General features: G+C 33.8%; 23 protein-coding genes. 5 read left to right on the top strand and 18 right to left on the bottom strand.

Translation table 11 applies throughout. From position 1 onward, the window contains the following. Window positions 1–55: 55 nt before the first annotated feature. Window positions 56–649: a glycerol-3-phosphate 1-O-acyltransferase PlsY gene (plsY, locus tag AB1280_RS04020; RefSeq protein WP_272191483.1), complete on the top strand. Its 594-nt coding sequence runs from the start codon at window positions 56–58 to the stop codon at window positions 647–649. A gap of 108 nt (window positions 650–757) precedes the next feature. Next, entirely contained in the window at window positions 758–1048 is a 291-nt protein-coding gene (locus AB1280_RS04015) for a HesB/YadR/YfhF family protein (RefSeq protein WP_098918374.1), read from the top strand. Between the two features lie 25 nt (window positions 1049–1073). Here the strand turns inward: AB1280_RS04015 and AB1280_RS04010 are convergent, their stop codons facing one another. Beyond that, window positions 1074–1493: an acyl-CoA thioesterase gene (locus AB1280_RS04010; RefSeq protein WP_272191482.1), complete on the bottom strand. Its 420-nt coding sequence runs from the start codon at window positions 1491–1493 to the stop codon at window positions 1074–1076. Between the two features lie 110 nt (window positions 1494–1603). On the opposite strand from AB1280_RS04010, the gene AB1280_RS04005 reads away from it, so the two are divergent. Beyond that, the gene (locus AB1280_RS04005; protein ID WP_429754939.1) at window positions 1604–2893 is read left to right on the top strand and encodes a glycosyl hydrolase family 18 protein; all 1290 of its coding nucleotides are present in this window, start codon (window positions 1604–1606) and stop codon (window positions 2891–2893) included. A 17-nt stretch (window positions 2894–2910) separates the two neighbouring features. Here the strand turns inward: AB1280_RS04005 and tlp are convergent, their stop codons facing one another. The 12 genes from tlp to AB1280_RS03945 all read right to left on the bottom strand — a co-directional run bounded on the left by tlp (window position 2911) and on the right by AB1280_RS03945 (window position 10224). Then, a complete protein-coding gene (gene tlp, locus AB1280_RS04000; RefSeq protein ID WP_429754938.1) occupies window positions 2911–3144 on the bottom strand; it encodes a small acid-soluble spore protein Tlp in 234 nt (77 codons plus the stop codon). Window positions 3145–3249: 105 nt separating this feature from the next. After that, the gene (locus AB1280_RS03995) at window positions 3250–3384 is read right to left on the bottom strand and encodes an acid-soluble spore protein N (RefSeq protein ID WP_272191479.1); all 135 of its coding nucleotides are present in this window, start codon (window positions 3382–3384) and stop codon (window positions 3250–3252) included. A gap of 42 nt (window positions 3385–3426) precedes the next feature. After that, window positions 3427–3570, bottom strand: a complete 144-nt coding sequence (locus AB1280_RS03990) for an FbpB family small basic protein (protein ID WP_090913336.1) — start codon at window positions 3568–3570, stop codon at window positions 3427–3429. Between the two features lie 108 nt (window positions 3571–3678). Then, window positions 3679–4569: a 3'-5' exonuclease gene (locus AB1280_RS03985; protein ID WP_272191477.1), complete on the bottom strand. Its 891-nt coding sequence runs from the start codon at window positions 4567–4569 to the stop codon at window positions 3679–3681. 96 nt (window positions 4570–4665) lie between these two features. Next, a complete protein-coding gene (locus tag AB1280_RS03980) occupies window positions 4666–5241 on the bottom strand; it encodes a peroxiredoxin family protein (protein WP_272191476.1) in 576 nt (191 codons plus the stop codon). A 100-nt stretch (window positions 5242–5341) separates the two neighbouring features. Further along, the gene (locus tag AB1280_RS03975; protein WP_429754937.1) at window positions 5342–5896 is read right to left on the bottom strand and encodes a GNAT family N-acetyltransferase; all 555 of its coding nucleotides are present in this window, start codon (window positions 5894–5896) and stop codon (window positions 5342–5344) included. A gap of 31 nt (window positions 5897–5927) precedes the next feature. Then, a complete protein-coding gene (locus tag AB1280_RS03970) occupies window positions 5928–6434 on the bottom strand; it encodes an N-acetyltransferase family protein (protein WP_429754936.1) in 507 nt (168 codons plus the stop codon). A gap of 148 nt (window positions 6435–6582) precedes the next feature. Beyond that, window positions 6583–7254 carry an HAD family hydrolase gene (locus AB1280_RS03965; protein ID WP_272191474.1) on the bottom strand — a complete coding sequence of 224 codons (672 nt, stop codon included), beginning with the start codon at window positions 7252–7254 and terminating at the stop codon, window positions 6583–6585. Window positions 7255–7284: 30 nt separating this feature from the next. Then, window positions 7285–7812 (bottom strand): histidine phosphatase family protein, encoded by a 528-nt coding sequence (locus AB1280_RS03960; RefSeq protein WP_429754935.1) that lies wholly within the window; start codon window positions 7810–7812, stop codon window positions 7285–7287. Window positions 7813–7875: 63 nt separating this feature from the next. Beyond that, window positions 7876–8229, bottom strand: a complete 354-nt coding sequence (locus AB1280_RS03955; protein WP_272191472.1) for an SH3 domain-containing protein — start codon at window positions 8227–8229, stop codon at window positions 7876–7878. A gap of 126 nt (window positions 8230–8355) precedes the next feature. Next, on the bottom strand, window positions 8356–8916 hold the full coding sequence (locus AB1280_RS03950) for a hypothetical protein (protein ID WP_429754934.1): 561 nt from the start codon (window positions 8914–8916) through the stop codon (window positions 8356–8358). A gap of 582 nt (window positions 8917–9498) precedes the next feature. Then, on the bottom strand, window positions 9499–10224 hold the full coding sequence (locus AB1280_RS03945) for a metallophosphoesterase family protein (RefSeq protein WP_429754933.1): 726 nt from the start codon (window positions 10222–10224) through the stop codon (window positions 9499–9501). A 378-nt stretch (window positions 10225–10602) separates the two neighbouring features. On the opposite strand from AB1280_RS03945, the gene AB1280_RS03940 reads away from it, so the two are divergent. Next, window positions 10603–10794, top strand: coding sequence for an acetyltransferase (locus AB1280_RS03940; RefSeq protein WP_429754932.1), 192 nt, complete (start codon window positions 10603–10605; stop codon window positions 10792–10794). Window positions 10795–11016: 222 nt separating this feature from the next. Here the strand turns inward: AB1280_RS03940 and AB1280_RS03935 are convergent, their stop codons facing one another. Further along, window positions 11017–12036 (bottom strand): zinc-binding alcohol dehydrogenase family protein, encoded by a 1020-nt coding sequence (locus tag AB1280_RS03935; protein ID WP_429754931.1) that lies wholly within the window; start codon window positions 12034–12036, stop codon window positions 11017–11019. A 312-nt stretch (window positions 12037–12348) separates the two neighbouring features. On the opposite strand from AB1280_RS03935, the gene AB1280_RS03930 reads away from it, so the two are divergent. Next, complete coding sequence (locus tag AB1280_RS03930) at window positions 12349–12975, top strand: class I SAM-dependent methyltransferase (protein WP_429754930.1); 627 nt, start codon at window positions 12349–12351, stop codon at window positions 12973–12975. Between the two features lie 349 nt (window positions 12976–13324). On the opposite strand, the gene AB1280_RS03925 is transcribed toward AB1280_RS03930, so the two are convergent. From AB1280_RS03925 to AB1280_RS03910, 4 genes are all read right to left on the bottom strand, one after another. Next, on the bottom strand, window positions 13325–14605 hold the full coding sequence (locus AB1280_RS03925; protein ID WP_272191192.1) for a serine dehydratase subunit alpha family protein: 1281 nt from the start codon (window positions 14603–14605) through the stop codon (window positions 13325–13327). Between the two features lie 1280 nt (window positions 14606–15885). Next, window positions 15886–16362, bottom strand: coding sequence for a DinB family protein (locus AB1280_RS03920; protein WP_272191194.1), 477 nt, complete (start codon window positions 16360–16362; stop codon window positions 15886–15888). 41 nt (window positions 16363–16403) lie between these two features. Then, entirely contained in the window at window positions 16404–17177 is a 774-nt protein-coding gene (locus tag AB1280_RS03915) for a Cof-type HAD-IIB family hydrolase (protein ID WP_272191195.1), read from the bottom strand. Window positions 17178–17665: 488 nt separating this feature from the next. Further along, window positions 17666–18868, bottom strand: coding sequence for an L-lactate MFS transporter (locus AB1280_RS03910; protein ID WP_429754929.1), 1203 nt, complete (start codon window positions 18866–18868; stop codon window positions 17666–17668). Between the last annotated feature and the right edge of the window lie 96 nt (window positions 18869–18964).

Here is an 18964-nt window from a genome sequence, read left to right as displayed (position 1 = left end):
GGGAAAAACTCTTTTTACCCTTTATCAACACATTTGAATAAAGGAGACTGAACTTATGCTTACATATCTTGTATTTATCGTTGCCTATTTACTCGGCTCGATTCCATCTGCACTTGTTGTTGGAAAGATTGGTTATGGAATCGACATTCGCGAACACGGCAGCGGAAATTTAGGAGGAACGAATACATTTCGTACATTAGGGAAAAAGGCAGGTTTTATTGTTACAATTGCTGATATTTTAAAAGGGACTTTGGCTACAGCGCTACCGATCATGTTTGGGTTAAATATCCATCCCCTATGGTTTGGATTAGCTGCAGTGGTAGGACATGTATACCCCATCTTTGCAAAGTTCCGCGGTGGAAAAGCAGTTGCTACTTCTGCCGGTGTATTATTATGCTACGCACCACTTTCCTTTGTAATATTAGCGGCTATCTTTTTCACCCTATTATTTACGACGAGATATGTATCACTTTCTTCTATGATAACAGCCGTCTTCGCTGTTATTGCAGCACTTATAAACGGGGATAAAATCTTCATTATTGCCATGTGCTTATTGGCTGGAATGGTTATTTATAGACACCGTGCAAATATTGGACGAATTATAAATAAAACAGAACCAAAAGCAAAATTAACAAAAAAACAAAAATAAGATTGTGACCCACATAACGCAAAAAGAAAACGCGAAGCATATAAATGGCGTCTTTTTGCGTTATTTTTTATACTAAAAGAAAAAGTGATTATGTTGGAGGAATACTAGATGAACATTTCAGTATCAAAAGAAGCACTAAACTGGTATAAAAACGAGCTTGGTTTACAAACCGGTGATAGTCTTCGCTTTTTCGTACAATACGGTGGATGTAGTACCGTTCAAAAAGGTCTTTCTTTAGGAATTCGTAAAGACGATCCTGCTACTCCTGTCGTACAATTCCAAGAAGATGGTATTACTTTCTTTATTGAAGGCGATGATGAATGGTTCTTTGATGGTCATGACTTGTCTGTTACACTTAGCGCTGATGATGAGTTCCCGCAATTTCATTATGTAAAATAAAAAACGTGGCCTACGCCACGTTTTTTTATTGCTTTTTAATCTTCTCATACATCTCATACCATTTTGGGTACAATTTTTTAAATGACACTGGACGAAAACCTTCTTTTTTCGCGCAAATATTCGTTGTAAATGCTGTAATACAACGCTCACCGTTTCCATTATAAATTTCATAGCCATATACAACACGTAGTGGGCTCACAGACTCCACCCATGTTTTCACAATAGCTTTTTCTCCGTAACGCATTGCTTTTCGATATGTAATTTGCAAATCAAGTACAGGAGATACAATTCCATCATTCTCCATTTCAACATACGAAAACCCTAAGTCTTGAATTAATTTCGTACGGCCAAGTTCTAACCATACTAAATAGTTTGCGTGGTACACGACACCCATTTGATCTGTCTCTGCATAACGGATGTCAATCTCCTGTTCTGCTATAAACATCATGTTAACTCCTTCTCGCTTGCATTTCTTTCTACACCTTTAATCATAATACAGAGAATCTGAAAATAAAATAGAAGCGGCGGATCTTTTTTCCTTAAAGGAGTGAGCATATGCTACAAATCATAACTGTACAAAGCGGAGATAACGTGTATAAATTAGCTAAGCAGTACGGAACAACAGCAGAAATAATTGTAAAAGATAATGGATTAAACCCAGGTGAAACACTCGTCGTGGGGCAAGCATTAATTGTGAATACACATGGAAATACCTACTATGTACAACCTGGCGATAGCTTATATAAAATTTCCTTAACCTACAACGTACCTCTTGCCAGTTTAGCAAAAGTGAATCATTTATCATTAAAATCCCCACTCCAAGTCGGACAGCAATTATATGTACCAAAAGGAACAAAAAAAATTATTGAATCCATTGCCTATTTACAACCATCCACAATTCCGATTAAAGAAAGCTTAATTGCTTCCACCAAAGCGATCAATTCATATTTAACCTATTTGGCCTACTTTAGTTTTGAAGCAAAACGTGATGGAACACTGAAAGAACCCACACAAACATCTGAAATCGTCTCAATTGCAAAACAAGGGCAGACAATTCCAATGCTCGTTATTACAAACCTTGAAAATGGAAGTTTTAGCTCTGAGTTAGCAAGCATTATTTTACGCAACGAAACCATTCAAAATACGTTTATTACAAACATTTTACAAACCGCTCAAAAATACGGCATGCGTGATGTCCACTTCGATTTTGAGAACTTTGCACCAGCAGACCGCGAAGCATATAATCAATTTTTACGCAAAGTAAAAACACGTTTACCAAAAGGATATACACTCAGTACAACTGTCGTCCCAAAAACAAGTTCAACTCAAAAAGGTCCAGCTGCAGCTCATGATTATAAGGCACAAGGTGAAATTGTTGATTTCGTTGTCATTATGACATACGACTGGGGATGGCAAGGTGGACCGCCTCTTGCAGTATCTCCAATTGGTCCTGTAAAACAAGTTCTTCAATATGCAAAATCACAAATGCCGCCGCGGAAAATTATGATGGGGCAAAACTTATACGGATTTGATTGGATTGTTCCGTTTAAACCAGGAAATCCTCCTGCAAAAGCAGTTAGTTCTATTGCTGCCGTTGCACTTGCCCGCAAATACAATGTCCCAATTCAATATGACTTCACTTCTCAAGCTCCTCACTTCAATTATTACGATGCAAATGGAGTAAAACATGAAGTATGGTTTGAAGATGCTAGATCTGTTCAAAGTAAGTTTAATTTAATAAAAGAACTAGGAATTCGCGGTATCAGTTATTGGAAAATCGGCTTACCTTTCCCGCAAAATTGGCGACTCCTTTCAGAAAACTTTTCCATTACAAAAAAAGGCTGACAATTGTCAGCCTTTTCTTACTGATTACGATACGCAGATTCCTCTTTAATTTCTTTTCGCATTCCTTCAATACTTTCCATGCGGCGCTCATTTTTCGCTTCGATTTCTGCGCGGTCTTTCTTATTTGAGAACTCGGCAGCTTCTCTTGCTTCGTTCATATTTTCAATTGTGTTATATACCGCCTCTTGCAATTTCTCAACGTTATCACTGCGATCATCTGGGTTTGGACTTGTTTTATATTGTTCTGGCATCTTGTCTTCCTCCTTTATTGAAAATACATACAACATTAGTTTGTAAAAAAAACCTGTAATTATGTATGCAAAAAAAGAGGGAGAATGATTCCATTCTCCCTCTTTTTAACCGTTATCAACAATCGGTTGTTTCCCTGATTTATCTTGCATTTGTTTTCCTTTATTACCGCCTGCTGCTCTTGATTGCATCCCAATTTGATTTGGTGCAAAATCTTGTGGTTTTTTCTTTGGATTACCCATCATATCGCCTCCTTACAACTAGTATCATTCTAGTTGTAAGAATTATTCAGCCTGTTTAAAAATACGTATTTCGTAACGCTTTTCTAATTTTTCTTCAATCCGTTCAATCGCATCACGATCATTGAGTAGTTGCCGTTTATTTTCTTTCACAAGTTCTTCAAACGATTTTCGTCGTGTTCGTCTCATACTGTTCACCCTCACTTTCGTATTACTAGTATGAACAGTAAAAAAACACCCTAATCAGATTTGTGAGAAAATTTTATTTTTTGCACATACAATTCACATAACTTCTCTTTATGAACGCTGCAACGTTTGCATTCCTGTCTCATATGCTTCAAGTATCACATCTGCAAAAGCAACTAAATCTTCAGGCTGATCAATCATGATTCTTGTAAGGCCCCATTCACTTTTCGTAGCACCCTCACATAAAACGTTCGGATACAATGCTACTATTTCATCTTGTTCTTTATTGATTAATACGTATCGTTTTCTTCCCTTTAGCTTAATTCTTGCAAAGGAACTCATTGCTTTAATGTCCAAATAATTCCCGACACAGGCGTGACGAATCACTGTTGTATCTTTATTATGCTTTTCCAGTATTTCTTTTACGATCTCATATGCTCTTTCTTCGTCCTTTGTTACACCTTCAGAAATTACCTTTTTTACTTTTCCACCCTTTAGCTCTGCACATTTTTGATATACAGCTGCACAAGTGAGACAATCATCTAATGCATTATGAGAGGCTACTTCAATTTGTAACAATTGTTTAAGAGTTTCTAATTTATGGTTTGGTACATGTTTTATATATCGTTTTGCTAAACTAAGTGTATCAATCACGACATTTTTCGGTGTGCCAAGTCTTAATCGTTCCATATTACTCTTTAAAAACCTTATATCAAAAGAAGCATTATGAGCAATAATTGTATCTTCTCCAAGAAAGGAAACAAACTCTGGTAATACAATATCAATTGTCGGCGCAGCTGCAACATCAAAATTCCGAATCCCCGTCAACATCGTAATACGACTTGGAATCATTTTCTCTGGATTCACATACGAAACAAATTGATCCGTACATATATGATTTCGATATCGAATTGCAGCCATTTGAATAATACTATCTTGATAAGGATTGAATCCTGTTGTTTCAAAATCAATTACAACATAATCACCTATAAAAGTTCCCATAACCTTCTCCTCAGCTTTTTATTTATATTATAACTTAATGAATTGGCTTTTAAATAGAAAATAGGAATGGCACACATTCCATTCCTGTTTGCATCTTTACTTTAAATTTGCAACTCTTTTCTCCATTTCCTTCACCGTCATCGGTCCAATAATTTTATCTTGGATAACACCTTTTGTATCAACAAAATATGACGTTGGAATCGTAATGACTTTATAAGTAGTTGTTACCTTTATATCTGTATCAAGAAGAATCGGAAAGGTTACCCCTTTTTCCTCTGCAAATTTTCGGACCTTCTCTTTTCCTTCAGTTCCCTCTGACGCTGTATAATTCACTGCTAATATTTCTACATCCTTCTGGTATTTACTATAAAACTCCTGCATATCTGGCATTTCCCTTTGACATGGACCGCACCACGTTGCCCAAAAATTCACAATAACCTTCTTACCCTTTAAATCAGAAAGCTTTACCTTAGTACCGTCTAGCTTGGACAATTCGAAATCAGGTGCCACTTTTCCAATTTCAATACCATTTTGCGCAATTACTTCTTTTTCATCCACTGTACTTTGCTCTTGATTATCTGCAACTTCTACTTTCTCTTTCCCAAACTGCTGATAGACTGCATAGCCAGCTAAACCTAATAACACAACAACAATTGCTAATTTTCTCCACATTTACATCATTCCTTATATTTTATCTTTGTCCCCCAGGTCCTCAAAAATGAAAGTTTTACTTTATTTTAGCTTATACGGAGAAAGATGGAAATATTCAACATTAAAGATTACTCTCTTTCTTCCAACCCGTCTTCAAAATGGAATAAACTAAAGCATCAATTGATTGGTTTCCTTGATAAATATAACCTCTTAATAATCCTTCTTTCTGAAACCCTAATTTTAATAACAAATGTGAAGATGCCATATTTTCAGGATATGTAATCGCTCCAATCCGAAATAGATCTAACTCTTGAAAACCATATGCTAACACTTCTTTTACTGCTTCAGATGCATACCCTTTTCTCCAAAAAGCAGAGTGAATATCGTAACCTATCTCAGCTCGTTTACTCCAAACTTGTAAATTGTTAAAACCCACTGTTCCGACAAAATCACCGGTTTCCTTTATAACAATTCCCCAACGAATTGCTCGTTTTTCTTGAAAATTTTTCGCAAAAGAATTAATCATCTGAACAGCTTGCTCTTTCTCTTTAAAAGGATTCATCCCATAGTAACGTGTTACCTCTTCAAGTGAAAAAATGTCATATATATTTTGGCTGTTGGTTTCGTTTATCTCGATTAAGCGTAGACGTTCTGTTTCTAGGATTGGAAATGTCATAAAAGCCCTCCTTTATTTCAATCTTCATTTATCATTGTAAACACAACGCCATCCGAACATTATCCGCATATCCTCCATCCTCAAATTTAATCTGCCCTTTCTCCCGACCTTCTTCTTTGAAACCGATCTTCTCATAAACATTTATTGCTCTTTCGTTTGTTGAGAAAACACCTAAACAAATTTTTTCTAAACCCTCTTGTGTTTTTGTCCAATCTATTAATTGTGAAAGCAATTTTGTTCCTACACCTCGGTTACGATAATCTTCTAAAATCCCCATTCCAAATGAGCCAGTATGATTTAAACGTTTCATAGAATTTCTTGTAAACACTAAAAAACCAACAATTCGTCTACCATCTTCTGCAACAAATGTTACGCCGCCCTGCTGACTATTTGTAATTGTTTTCTTTTTCTGTGCTTCAACATCAACATGAAATTCTTCGCTTGTAGGGATAAAAAACTTATTTTGAGAAATAATACTCTTTCGAATATATAAAATTTCCACTGCATCACTTTCTGTTGCCTCTCTAATACGCAACATATAACACCCCTTGTATGTAGTGCATCTGTATTACAAATTTATAATTGAAACTTTTCCTGAATGATTTTAGCAACCTCTTGCGGTCCAAATAATAAAACAAATTTCATAAATACCTCCATATTCAATACAATCTATTCTTAGAAATCATTTAAACTTTTGAAACTATATTCACTACTTCCAACAACTCTTCTAAATCCTCAATAACATGTTCACCTGTAAAAGGCTGTCCCCAAAATGTATCCTTCTTCCATATCGCATGCATCCCTACATTTCTAGCCCCGATTACATCATTTTCTGGATGATCGCCTATGTATATACTTTCTTCAGGTTTGACACCTAATCTTTCTAAAGCTCTTAGAAAGATTTCAGCTTGTGGTTTTTTTATCCCCTCTTGCTCGGACACTAATATAGTATCCATATACTTCTCAATTCCAAGAGCACGAATGTTCAGTAATTGAAATTCAGTAAATCCATTTGTAATCATGCCTAATAAGAACCCTCTTTTTTTGAGCTCCTGTAAAACGTTCTCCATATGAGGGAATGGCATACAGTGATGCTGAAAACTCTTTATGTAATCCTCTAATAACTGCTCCCAAGTTAAACTGGAAATACCATATTCTCTAAGTAATTGCTCATATACTTTGTCTTTCCAAACATAACCCTTATTATCTAATTCAATAAACCTAGTTACATATTGTTCTTCAGATATATGCTTAAGTTCACCGAGATATCTTTTATATTGGTCTCTAATAAACAGTTTAAGAGACTGATCTCTGTCTAATAGAGTTCCATCTAAATCAAAAATAATAGCTTTAATCATATAGCTTCTCCTCATTTCAAAATCTTTAGATTATTTGAAGTTGTATACTTTATATTCTCCATTATTTGATGAAAGTCTAAGAATATTACTGTCTTCTGGTATCCCTTCAAAATAAGCAGCAATACACCCTGTTGTACATCTATGTCCGGATAATAAAATATTCAGCTCGTTTTTCCTATATTTACTTTCAAGTTCATTCATGAAACCAAAGATTCTTTTCACGTAACGATTAGGTTCTTCAACACCGTTATAAACACTGGAATCTGGCACAGCTCCAGCCATTTTTACTTCACCCTTTTTTAATCCATCCGCTTCTCCTAAATTAAAAACATCAAGTCTTTCATCAATTATTACTTTTATACCGGTTGCTATCTCCGCTGTTTGAATTGCTCTTTCTTGCGGAGAGCAAAATACGTAGTCAAATTTTATATTTTTCAATTTGTCTCTTAAACGTTTCGCTTGCTCTATACCATGTTCATTTAAAGGTAATCCGGCTCTTCCTTGCAGTCTTCCTTCTTTATTCAAATCGGTTTGTCCGTGTCGAACTACATAAATCACTGCTCCAGCCTCCCAGTTACTTGCAAATTTTTATTCCCCTTGATTAATCGCTCTTCTTACTATTTATATAACGAGCTTTACATTTTCTTTTGGTACCCATCCTTCTTCTAGAGTTAGAACTCTTTTGCACCAAATCCATCCATTAAGTTCATTTAACCCTACTAGTTGTTCCCCTTCATCAACATTCAACTCTTTTGCGGTATAATCTTCCATAGCAATACCTTCTTTTCCTTTCCATTGAATAAATTGCGCTGGCACCCACCCGGAATCATTTTTATCGATTGTTGTACAGAAGTACCAATTATCCCAATTCTCTAATCCTTTATATTTTTCACCAATACTAAATGACTGCCCTTTAACTAAGCTAATAGGATTCGGATAATTCGTCCTATGACTTTTTAAAACTACATAATTCACTACGAATCCCTTCTCTCTTATCTACACTTTATTAGTAATACTATAAACCCACCTATTTCCTGTAAATTCGACAAAAAGTATAATGAATCCTTTTACATAAAAAGTAAGATGCATACACTTCGAAAATCATTCTTGCACTTTCACTGACATGCTCCCAATTGTATCCGCTCCATTTTTTAAAGTTACTTTTACAATTCCCGATTCTTTAAACGTGTAAGGAGACATCTCATAAATTCCTTTGATTTTAAACTTTTTATTCACGTTTTGTTTCGTTGTACCTGTAAACAAAGAGATTTGCGGTTCCCAAACTTCCACTTTTCCAGATGGATATGTGATAACCATTCGAGTATCCGCTAGGCGAATATCTTCCCAAAGTGTTATATACATATGTGTTTCTTTTTCCTTCTTAATCAATTCATCGGAATAATATCCTAACTCCCCAATGTTTCCAAAGATAGTATACTTCTCATTATTTACCGTAATATCAACAAAGGGAAGTTTATATGTCACTTTCTGATATACTCCGTAAGCAGTACAAAGAACACCAATAGCTGTTAATCCTATAAGAAACTTTTTCAGTTGTTTTCCTTGAAAACTTACCATCATCGCTGAGTTTGGAGTAATTTTTTCTGCTAGTAAAAAGATAAAAACTACAATTAAAAGTCCAATCCCGAACACAATATACATACGATTCCCTCCTTTGATATGAAAAAGCAATCGTTTCTTTTTTATGAATCTCGTTCCTTATAGCACTTTCTCACACCGTCCCTTTATTTTCCTGCGCATTAAAAAATAAAGAAACTTACGCATTTGCAACAATCAAACGTTTCTTACAAGAACTTTCTTTAAAATAATATGTATGTTATAACTTTGAAATAAAGGTTAATTAAAAGAATGTTATTAAACCATATTTGTTTGTATAAGAAAAACTTCATTTTGAAATAAAGATTGCGCAAAATGAAGTCTTTTCTTGTGAATGGTTATAAAATTTTTATAAAAAAGATACGACTTTTTTACAAACGATGCATCTTTGTTTCAAACCGACAATTTAAGCATTCAAAATGATCCCCATAATGAATAAACCATGCCACCAACAAAAAATGCTAAACCTAAAGCAAAAACAGTCAAAGCGAGTATTACATTTTTATTATTTTCCATAAACTTGTCTCCTTGTAATTTTGTATTTGTTTCATTTTTTATACTAAAAAAACCTTTAGTCGTAATTATATCTAAAGGTTATCATCATCATACTTCTCAGTTTATAAAACTTTATATTCTTCCTGTTTTCACTGCTCTAGCCCAATCTAAGCGACCATTTATTTCACTTTTGTTAATTGCTCCATCTCGATTATAAGGAATATGTAATTGCTCTATCATCCAATCATTTTCTTGTTTTGTAACAATTGTATAATTAGCAAATGGTGAACCTGATTCCATTTTATGATAGATTGGTAATTCATCTTCATAAGCAGGTAGCCCAACACTTCCTGGGTTAATAATTATTTTATCATTTGGAAGATAAATGACTCTTGGGATATGTGTATGTGCACAAAAAATAAGCCTTTGTGGAATACCACTTACTAATTTCATAATATCTTCTGTCTTTTTAAGCACTGATCCACTAGCGTTCATTTCCTCTAACAAATATATTTCATCACTTGTCGGTGTTCCATGACAAAAATAAAAATCATCCGTTTGTAAGAAATTAGGCAAATTAGAAATCCACATTTTATGCTCATCCTCTAATAAATTCTGTACATATTGAACTGTTAAATTAGACGTATTAGACTCTAATAATATTCGATCGCAATTCCCTTTAATACTTTGAATATTTTGGTTCATTAAAAGATCATAGGTTTCCAGTGGAAATAAAGGACCATATAAGCTATCCCCTAAATTATAAATAGATTGAATCCCTCGGTTATTAATATCTGTTAGTACAGCTTGTAAGGCATCTTTATTTCCATGAATGTCAGCCATTATAGCAAATTTCATACCAATTACCCCTTCAGAATTTATAGTTTCACTTTTATTTCATCATAAATATGAAAAAATTCTGTCCTCAATTTATATAAAATGAATATTCACACTATTATTCTACATTAATTGGAAAAAGCCGACACTAAATATTTTTAGGATCAGCTCTTGCTATTAAACATCGTGACTCTATTTCAAATTCACATATATGCGGGAGTTTAACATATTAGACGTGAGTGAACTGTAGTTTTGAAAAAAGATTAACTGAAAACGCTTTGTAATTTCCAACTTAATCTTAAGGAACTAAAGATGCAGTTTAATAGAGCAACACATTTCAAATTCCTGTTAAAATATATATGAGAATGGAACTTGAATAAAAGAATGGAGTGAAAAGCGTTGAAAGAGAAAGTATGTCCTAAGTGTAATGCTAATCAAATTGAGAAAGGGATTATAAATGCAGGCAACGGAGTAGTTCATATGTTTTCCTATAACAATCCAAGAAGTCAATCTTCACCAATCTCTTCATATTTCTGTTTAAATTGTGGATATATTTTAGGTTTATATGTTGAAAAACCACAAAACTTTTAAAGAAGAACATTAAACTAGTTGGTGTGTTAGCTGAAAAAGGAACACAAATCAGTCAAACTTTTTTATAAAACAACTATTTAATTTACCATGGGAAGAGCTTGTTTTGATGATTTATCAAAATTAATAACAGCATTTCAAACCTACACAAAATAAAAATAGAGCTGTAGTACATACAGCTCCATTCTTCATATTTCACCCTTGGTAGTATTCACTTATATACCTTTAAAATGTTTCCAATACAATCTTTCCAATCGTACTTCCTGTTTCAATCATCTCATGTGCTTTTCTAATATTAGCCGCATAAATTGGTGATAGCGTCTTGTTTAAAGTTGTCTTAAGCACTTTTTGATCCAGTAACTCACTAACTTGATTTAACAAAAGATGCTGGTTAATCATATCTTCAGTCTGGTACATAGCTCTTGTAAACATGAATTCCCAAACAAATGAAGCACTTTTACTTTTTAATATCCCTAACTCTAACGGTTTCTCATTTTCTACAATCGAACAAATCTTCCCTTGCGGTTTGATTACTTCTGCCATGCCGTTCCAGTGCTGATCTGTATTATTTAAACAGAAAATATAATCAACTTCTTCTATTTTCATTTGCGATAATTGTTCTTTAAATGATTCACTGTGACTGATAACATAATCAGCACCTAAACTTTCCACCCACTCTCTCGTTTCCTTTCGAGAGGCAGTTGTAATAACGTTTAGACCAGCCCACTTTGCTAATTGGATGGCAATAGAACCTACACCACCTGCACCGCCAATAATTAAAATATTTTTCAATTTATTCTTTTCTTTATTATTAAAATCAATTGCTAAGCGCTCAAATAATCCTTCCCACGCTGTAATTGCAGTTAAAGGAATAGCAGCTGATTGGGCATGAGTCAAATTTTTCGGTTTTGCTCCAACAATTCTCTCATCCACTAGATGATACTCACTGTATGTACCTGGTCTAATAATACTTCCTGCATAGAAAACTTCATCGCCTGGCTGAAACAAAGTACAATCTTCTCCAACTCCCACAACAACACCACTTGCATCCCATCCGAGTATTTTATAATTTTCTTCTTTCTTGTCTTTTGGTGCTCGAACTTTTGTATCAACTGGATTAACCGAAATAGCATGAATTTTTACGAGTATATCCCTTTCTTTCGGTATTGGACGTGGTAATTCAATATCGATTAGACTGTTCTCATTTTCAATAGGTAGGTATTCTAACAAACCAACTGCTTTCATGTTCGTTTCCTCCACTTAATAAAATTGAACTTCTATTTACATTATAAATTGCAAAATTTAATTATGTAAGAAGGCACATTTATGTTACATAGCATCACTAATGTTACTATAGATTACCACCTTTTTAAGAGAAATCCCCCCTATCACAGTTTGTTACCTAAAACTGATTTTAAACACTATAGAAGGATTTCAAAATTTCAAATCGAAGATATTCATCTAGTACATATTAGTTGGAGTGATAACAATGATGAATATGAAGATTACTTACACATTGAAAACTGAGGTAGACCATTTATAAAGGAGGCAATTTATTTGCTACGAACGTTTGAAACTACTCAAAAACTTTTTAATGATTGGGCAAAAACTTATGATGAAAGTTTAGAAAATCCAAATGGCCCGCTTTATGGATACAATCATAGTTTACTTGAAGCAAAGCAAATGCTTTATACTAACGATAAAGATAGAATTCTTGACATTGGCATCGGTACAGGTGCTTTTGCAGCTTTAGTAAGTAAAAATGATTCTAATATGTTTGGAATTGACTTGTCAGAAAAAATGTTAGAACAATGCCAAAATAAGTATCCAAACTTCCACTTAAAAACTGGTACTTTTACGAATACAGGACAAAAAAGTGAGAGTTTCGATTCTGTTATTTCAAGTTTTTGTTTTCATGAAGTTTTACCCGAACAAAGAGAAGAAGCATGCAATGAGGTATATCGTATCTTGAAACCAAACGGGACTTTTCTTTTATTAGACATTATGTTCGCATCCAAAATTGCTATGGAAGATGCAAAACAACGAATAGGAAAACGTTGGGACCCTACAGAAGATTATACCCAAATAACTCAACTTGATACAATGTTAAGAATGAGCGGTTTCTCTAGTGTAAATTGGAGACAAACAGCACCATGTCACTGGGCCGTACTAGCTTATAAGTGAGTTTTAGGAAGTAAAGTAATACATTTCGTTCTTTTCTTAATAATTTTTCTATAGTTTTTTCAAAACATAATCAGCTATTTGATTGAAAAATGAATAGACTATTCCACTTGTATGCTCTTTTAATTCCATATGCTTTATGCTGTATAATGTGTCTTCGAATTATAAAAATTGGTAGACATAATAAAGAATATACAGCTCAGTTGACAAGAAAAATCATCTGAGCTTTTTGTATATTCATATCTTATCCTTACTTTGCTAAACCCTACCCAACAAATACGACCAATTTTATTCGCAGTTGTTGTTAATGGAATATACACATACTCGTCGCGTACAAGGTGATACATCCCTACTATTTTCTTTTATTAATCATCATCTCTAGCATGATCTTATCCATATTCGATGAACCTTCATTTCCTAATCGGCAAAAGTTCTCAATTGTTTTATCAACATCTGCTTCGATAAATCCATCTGTAGCAGAGATACACATTCCTTGTGAGGCTAACAGTGCAGATTGTACAGCTGCGCTTGAACAAGTTGCTACTTTCATCGCACATCCTGCTTTTGCTCCGTCACAAATCATTCCTGTCACATTTCCAAGTGTATTTTGGATTGCATACTTTATCTTTTCAATATCTCCACCTAATAAATATGTAATAGCAGCTGAGGCACTTGCACCAGCAACTGTTACACCGCAAAGTGCAGACAAACGTCCAAACTGATTTTTAATGTAAATCGCTAATAAATGACTTAACGTAACAGCACGAATTAACTCTTCCTCCGAAACATTTAATTTCTCACCTGCGGCTACTACAGGCATCGTTACGGCGATTCCTTGATTACCACTTCCTGAGTTAGCCATTACTGGCATTGTTGAACCGGCCATACGCGCATCTGAACCAGCAGCTGCTAATGCCATCGCATGAGTTGTTAAGTCATCTGATAGAATTCCTTTCAATACATTTGCTTTTAATGTTTTTCCAACTTGTAAGCCGTATTCATTCGACAAGCCATCTAATGCCACATTACGATTCAGTTCAATACTCTTTTTTACAAGTGCCAATCCCTTTACATCTACAGTCGTAACAAATTCATAGATTTCTGGAATCGTTAATTCATCACGTTCTTCTTCAGAAGTGGCAAAGTGTGTATTTCCACATCCATTTTTATAAACAAGCTCCCCATTCGCTTCTACTAATGCGATAAATGTGTGATTATCCTGAATAATAGCCCTTGCATATCCCTCGTCTGTCGTAAGCTTCACTTCAATGTATAGCTTTTTAGACGTATCTGCTAATTCTACAGACACTTTCCCCGCTTCTACTAAAGAGATTGCTTGTTCTTCATCTTCTTCTGAGATTCCGGCTAACACTTCTAAATCTTTTTTGCTATCTCCTGCTAACGCCCCTAAAGCAGCAACAAAGTCAATTCCAGTAGCCTTCATTCCTGGTATACCAACCGCCATTGCATTTTTAATGACGTTTGCACTTGCAAGTACTTCGATTGACTGCATGTCGCCCTTCATATAATCTCTTGCAGTAGCTGCGGCTAACGCAATCGACACTGGCTCTGTACACCCTAAAGCTACAACTAATTCTTTCTCTAACACACGTAACATACTATTCTTGTTCACAAATTATCCCCCAGTCTTTCAACTGCCCATCATGTGAATTAATGAGCAATTTTTCACAAAAAAAATTATTTTCACCTTAATCTTCTGTAAATAACAGTATATAGTTAGCTCAGATGTGTTTAACATCTTCGTCCTTTATTACTCCTATATCCTCTGTATTAAATTATAATAATAAATCATCATGATAATTCATTATTATAATTTAATAGTATAACAATTTGTAAGCGATTACAAAGCATTTTTGAACTCTTTTAACATTTTTTTCTATCCGTAGATATTTGCATTGCAAGCAAGCCTTTAAGAAAACAAAAACGATTCAAGGAATGAAAGGCACTCTGGAGAACAAATGCAAACAAAGGGGTTATTTTTAAAATCCGACGTTTATATCCCAAATTTTATTTAGAAAGGAGGCTCTCCGGAGTATACAAAGAGAGTTAAAAAAAGAGAAAAGTTTTCCTCATTACTGTAGCCTCCTTTATAAAGGTAACAAAGAAATGACACGGAATTTATCCATTTTTCCTAAAAAAAAGAATCTTTACTGTTCCACAATTAGATAGAAAAACATTTACATGTAGTATTTCTACTTATATTGAGTTCATTTGGTCACAGAATGAGCAAAATAAATTAAACCCTTCAAAGGTTTCTTATTCATCCATTGAATACAATTAGAATTTTCAGTATAATTATCATACGTATATGGAATTTTATAGGAGGTTAGTAATTAATGAAGGACTTCATTGTAGTGTTCTTTTCTATCTTGCTTTCCAATTTCATTTCTAAATTCATATATTCCCATATCAATCTAAATTACAACATATTCCGGGATAAATTCGACATTTTATTATTTACAATTGATTTTGGGATTTATATCATCATTTTTCTAGCAATATACTCTCTTTTACGTAAATTTATAGGGAAAGAAAAAAATTGAATTACTCTACTCCTTTTCTTATTTTATACAAAGAATTTTGTAGTCTTCAAATTAAGAAGTGATGAGGTGAAACAAAACTGAAAACATGTCCTAAATGCCATATCAAAATAAAAAAGACAACCTTCTTTTTACGAAATAACACTCACAAGCTTTTTTGTCCAAACTGCGGTACAACATTACATGTAACAAAAAAATCTTTTTTGATTTATGTCCTATTTCATTTACTAACTTGTTTATTAATTTTTATAAGTCCAATGACGAATCCATTTCTTATCCTTGCCATATGGATCTTAATTTCAACTTTAATAATTCAACCGATTGCTTTTTTCTATGAGGAAACAGAAGCGAACTAAATTCTTACATAATCCCTTATTAATAAATCAGATGAAACAGGCTCAATGCCAATTTCTCGCGACCAAACAGACAACTGTCCAATGTGATGAATTTCATGAGTAATAATATGACGAATAATTCTTTCATAAGTAAATGAAATTGAATTACCATTCTTACTCTTAACTTCTAAAATTCTCTCACCAGTATCAAGAGTATATGACTCAAGAAATCTCTGTGTTATTTGTTTTGTTATATTAGAAAATATCTTGACATCACTTAGGCTAGAAATTGTATTAATATCTTTTTTAATGACAGTAGTTCCTTGCATCTGATTAACCCATAATTGTTCGCAATCAATCACATGAAATAAATTATGTAAAATGCTACCCATACCGCCTGTACGTTTTTTCGTCAACTCTTCACTCGCAACTGCTTCACACCACTTAAACCATTCTTCTCTAACTTGCCAATTATATTGAAACAAATCTATCAAAGAAATCACTCCAAACAAAAATATCCATTCTTTATTAATACTTAAATAATTCCGTACTTTCTAAGAGCAAAATCGATCCCATCTTCACTTGACTTTTTCGTGACGAAATCTGCAACGGTTTTTAATTGTTCATTCCCATTTTCCATAGCAATCCCAAGACCTACTAATTCCAACATATCTATATCATTTCCTCCATCCCCAAACGCAACAGCCTCGGATTTATCAATGCCAAAATACCGTAAAACACTTTTGATTGCTAAAGATTTGGATACTTCTTCTTGTAATACATTTAAAACAAAAGGGTGCCATCTGCTAAACGTTAAATGTGGAAACTTATGAATGTATTTCTCTACTGTTTCATCAGAAGCATACAAACACATCAAATATACCTCTTGATTATAAATGTGTTTATTTGTAGTTGGATAAGTATTCAATGACAACGTTTCATTCAATGCTTTTAATATTGCTTTATCTTCTACACCATTCATACTAAAATCTTCTGTAAAGAATGACAGCCCGGTATTCTCTATAGATGCAAATTCAACCACTTCTCGAATGATATTTTTATCTATTGGTACCTTATGAAGAACCTCTTGATTGTGCTTCACATAAGCTCCGTTTGCTGTAATAAATGTATCGACTCCTAATTCTCTTATCTCATCGCACATCGATAACGGTCTTCCTGTTGCTGCAACTACCCTTATCCCTTTATTCTTCAACGCTTTTATAGCTTCTTTCGTATTATTTGAAATACTTCCATTTTCATGATGTGTAAGAGTTCCATCAACATCAAAAAATACAATCTTATAATTCATAAAATAGCTCCTTTAAAGATAAATATACAAATAAAAAGGCAAGTTCCCAAAAACTAAAAAATCTGATTATTATTCACTCTGATAATATAACCTTAAATATATTAATTTTCAACATTTCTAGAAATAAGAAAACATAATGTGTTGTGAAACAAAGTGTTTAATCTTTATGACTTGATAATTTCATTCATACATACTGATTATCAACGTAAACTATCCACAATTCTATCTGGTTTGAGGAAATTCCATTTTCATTCCTTTGGCTTATACCAACCAAAATGCATCCCCTCCCTACTCATTGGTCTTCACACCCTTCTCATTCCTTGAGGAAGGGGAATTCTTTTGAAAATAGGTTAAATTTTAAGATCATATATGTTTATAAATTTAAATAAAAAGAGGGATTTACTTTTCATTAGAAAAGCGAATCCCTCTTTTTTTATCTTTAAACTTTAAATGAGCCTCTTTTTATAATATATCAATATTCAAAATACTCACGCTGCACTACGATAATTTTCTTGTTTTTCTTCTTGTTGACTAGGTGGTCGAATTGAAATAGCAATAATAAATGATACAACACACAACGCGCCAATTACCATAAAGGTTGGTTTAAATCCACCTAGAATTGCACCAATAAAGGAACCTGCGAGTGCTCCAAAACCAAAACCTTGATACACGATACCATAGTTCTTACTATGATTTTTTAGACCGAAGAAATCACCAACAATAGCTGGGAAAATGGTGATATTTCCACCAAAACAAAAAGCTACGCTTGCTACACAGGCAAAATAGATACCATAATTTAAATCCACGAAACTGAGTACAAAAACAGACATAGCTATGACGACAAACGTTGTGGAAACAATTTTTAAACGGCCGATTTTATCTGACAACGGTCCCAAAATGATTCGGCCAATCGTATTAAAGATCGCAACCATAGCGACAGCATTAGCTGCTGTTGCTGCGCTAAGTCCTACGAGTTGAACACCGATATCTTTTACCATACCAATTAAGTATAAGCCACTCATACATGATGTAAATAACATGATGAATAACAGATAAACTTGTTTTGTGTTTAGCATTTCTCTTGTTGTAAAGTCATGACTTTTTGTTTCATGAACTGTATCTTTTTCAGCGGCTGTATGGATTAGACAAGCACCTATCACTACCATAATTGCAACAATTAAGCCCCAATATAAAAACGCTTGTGATACGCCAACTGAATCAATGAACTTTGCGTTAATGTATTTAAAAATTAGACTACCTGTGCCATATGCGGAGACAGATATGCCAGCAATTAAACCTTTACGTTTTGGAAACCACTTTATTAAATTGGATAGTGAAGTGATATAGGCTGTACCATCTGCGTAACCTACAACAACCCCTGCTAGTACATAAAGCATTGGTAATGAAGAAGCTTGCGAACTAAGCATCAAGCCAATTCCTAAGGCTAATCCGGCTATCATAATGAGCTTACGAAGTCCCAATTTCTCTTGTAATTTACCCGCAAACAAAGTTGAAAATGCTAAAGAAAAGCTAGTAATTGAGAAAGTTATCGCAACAGCATTAAGACTCCATCCGTATTTACTAACTAAAGGTTGATTGAATAAGCTCCATGTATATATCGTTCCAAGTCCCATTTGTACAATAACTGTACCAAGTACAACAAGCCATGGATTAATAGATGATTTTTTCATACTATCCTTCCACCTCTTTCGATTTGATGCCTTTATTGTATAGGATGTAAACGATTGTGTAGGTACTTACAACACAGAGCGTCAAATATATGAAAT

This window comes from Bacillus sp. S10(2024) (genome assembly GCF_050473865.1).
GTDB lineage: Bacteria > Bacillota > Bacilli > Bacillales > Bacillaceae_G > Bacillus_A.
The sequence above is the reverse complement of the archived record's forward strand: the minus strand, read 5'-3'. Positions and strand labels throughout refer to the sequence as shown.

What these genes read in the sequence shown, in the direction of transcription:
- plsY (WP_272191483.1), top strand. Translation starts at nt 56, where the DNA reads ATGCTTACATATCTTGTATTTATCGTTGCCTATTTACTCGGCTCGATT.
- AB1280_RS04015 (WP_098918374.1), top strand. Translation starts at nt 758, where the DNA reads ATGAACATTTCAGTATCAAAAGAAGCACTAAACTGGTATAAAAACGAG.
- AB1280_RS04010 (WP_272191482.1), bottom strand. Translation starts at nt 1,493, where the DNA reads ATGTTTATAGCAGAACAGGAGATTGACATCCGTTATGCAGAGACAGAT.
- AB1280_RS04005 (WP_429754939.1), top strand. Translation starts at nt 1,604, where the DNA reads ATGCTACAAATCATAACTGTACAAAGCGGAGATAACGTGTATAAATTA.
- tlp (WP_429754938.1), bottom strand. Translation starts at nt 3,144, where the DNA reads ATGCCAGAACAATATAAAACAAGTCCAAACCCAGATGATCGCAGTGAT.
- AB1280_RS03995 (WP_272191479.1), bottom strand. Translation starts at nt 3,384, where the DNA reads ATGGGTAATCCAAAGAAAAAACCACAAGATTTTGCACCAAATCAAATT.
- AB1280_RS03990 (WP_090913336.1), bottom strand. Translation starts at nt 3,570, where the DNA reads ATGAGACGAACACGACGAAAATCGTTTGAAGAACTTGTGAAAGAAAAT.
- AB1280_RS03985 (WP_272191477.1), bottom strand. Translation starts at nt 4,569, where the DNA reads ATGGGAACTTTTATAGGTGATTATGTTGTAATTGATTTTGAAACAACA.
- AB1280_RS03980 (WP_272191476.1), bottom strand. Translation starts at nt 5,241, where the DNA reads ATGTGGAGAAAATTAGCAATTGTTGTTGTGTTATTAGGTTTAGCTGGC.
- AB1280_RS03975 (WP_429754937.1), bottom strand. Translation starts at nt 5,896, where the DNA reads ATGACATTTCCAATCCTAGAAACAGAACGTCTACGCTTAATCGAGATA.
- AB1280_RS03970 (WP_429754936.1), bottom strand. Translation starts at nt 6,434, where the DNA reads ATGTTGCGTATTAGAGAGGCAACAGAAAGTGATGCAGTGGAAATTTTA.
- AB1280_RS03965 (WP_272191474.1), bottom strand. Translation starts at nt 7,254, where the DNA reads ATGATTAAAGCTATTATTTTTGATTTAGATGGAACTCTATTAGACAGA.
- AB1280_RS03950 (WP_429754934.1), bottom strand. Translation starts at nt 8,916, where the DNA reads ATGTATATTGTGTTCGGGATTGGACTTTTAATTGTAGTTTTTATCTTT.
- AB1280_RS03945 (WP_429754933.1), bottom strand. Translation starts at nt 10,224, where the DNA reads ATGAAATTTGCTATAATGGCTGACATTCATGGAAATAAAGATGCCTTA.
- AB1280_RS03935 (WP_429754931.1), bottom strand. Translation starts at nt 12,036, where the DNA reads ATGAAAGCAGTTGGTTTGTTAGAATACCTACCTATTGAAAATGAGAAC.
- AB1280_RS03915 (WP_272191195.1), bottom strand. Translation starts at nt 17,177, where the DNA reads ATGAATTATAAGATTGTATTTTTTGATGTTGATGGAACTCTTACACAT.
- AB1280_RS03910 (WP_429754929.1), bottom strand. Translation starts at nt 18,868, where the DNA reads ATGAAAAAATCATCTATTAATCCATGGCTTGTTGTACTTGGTACAGTT.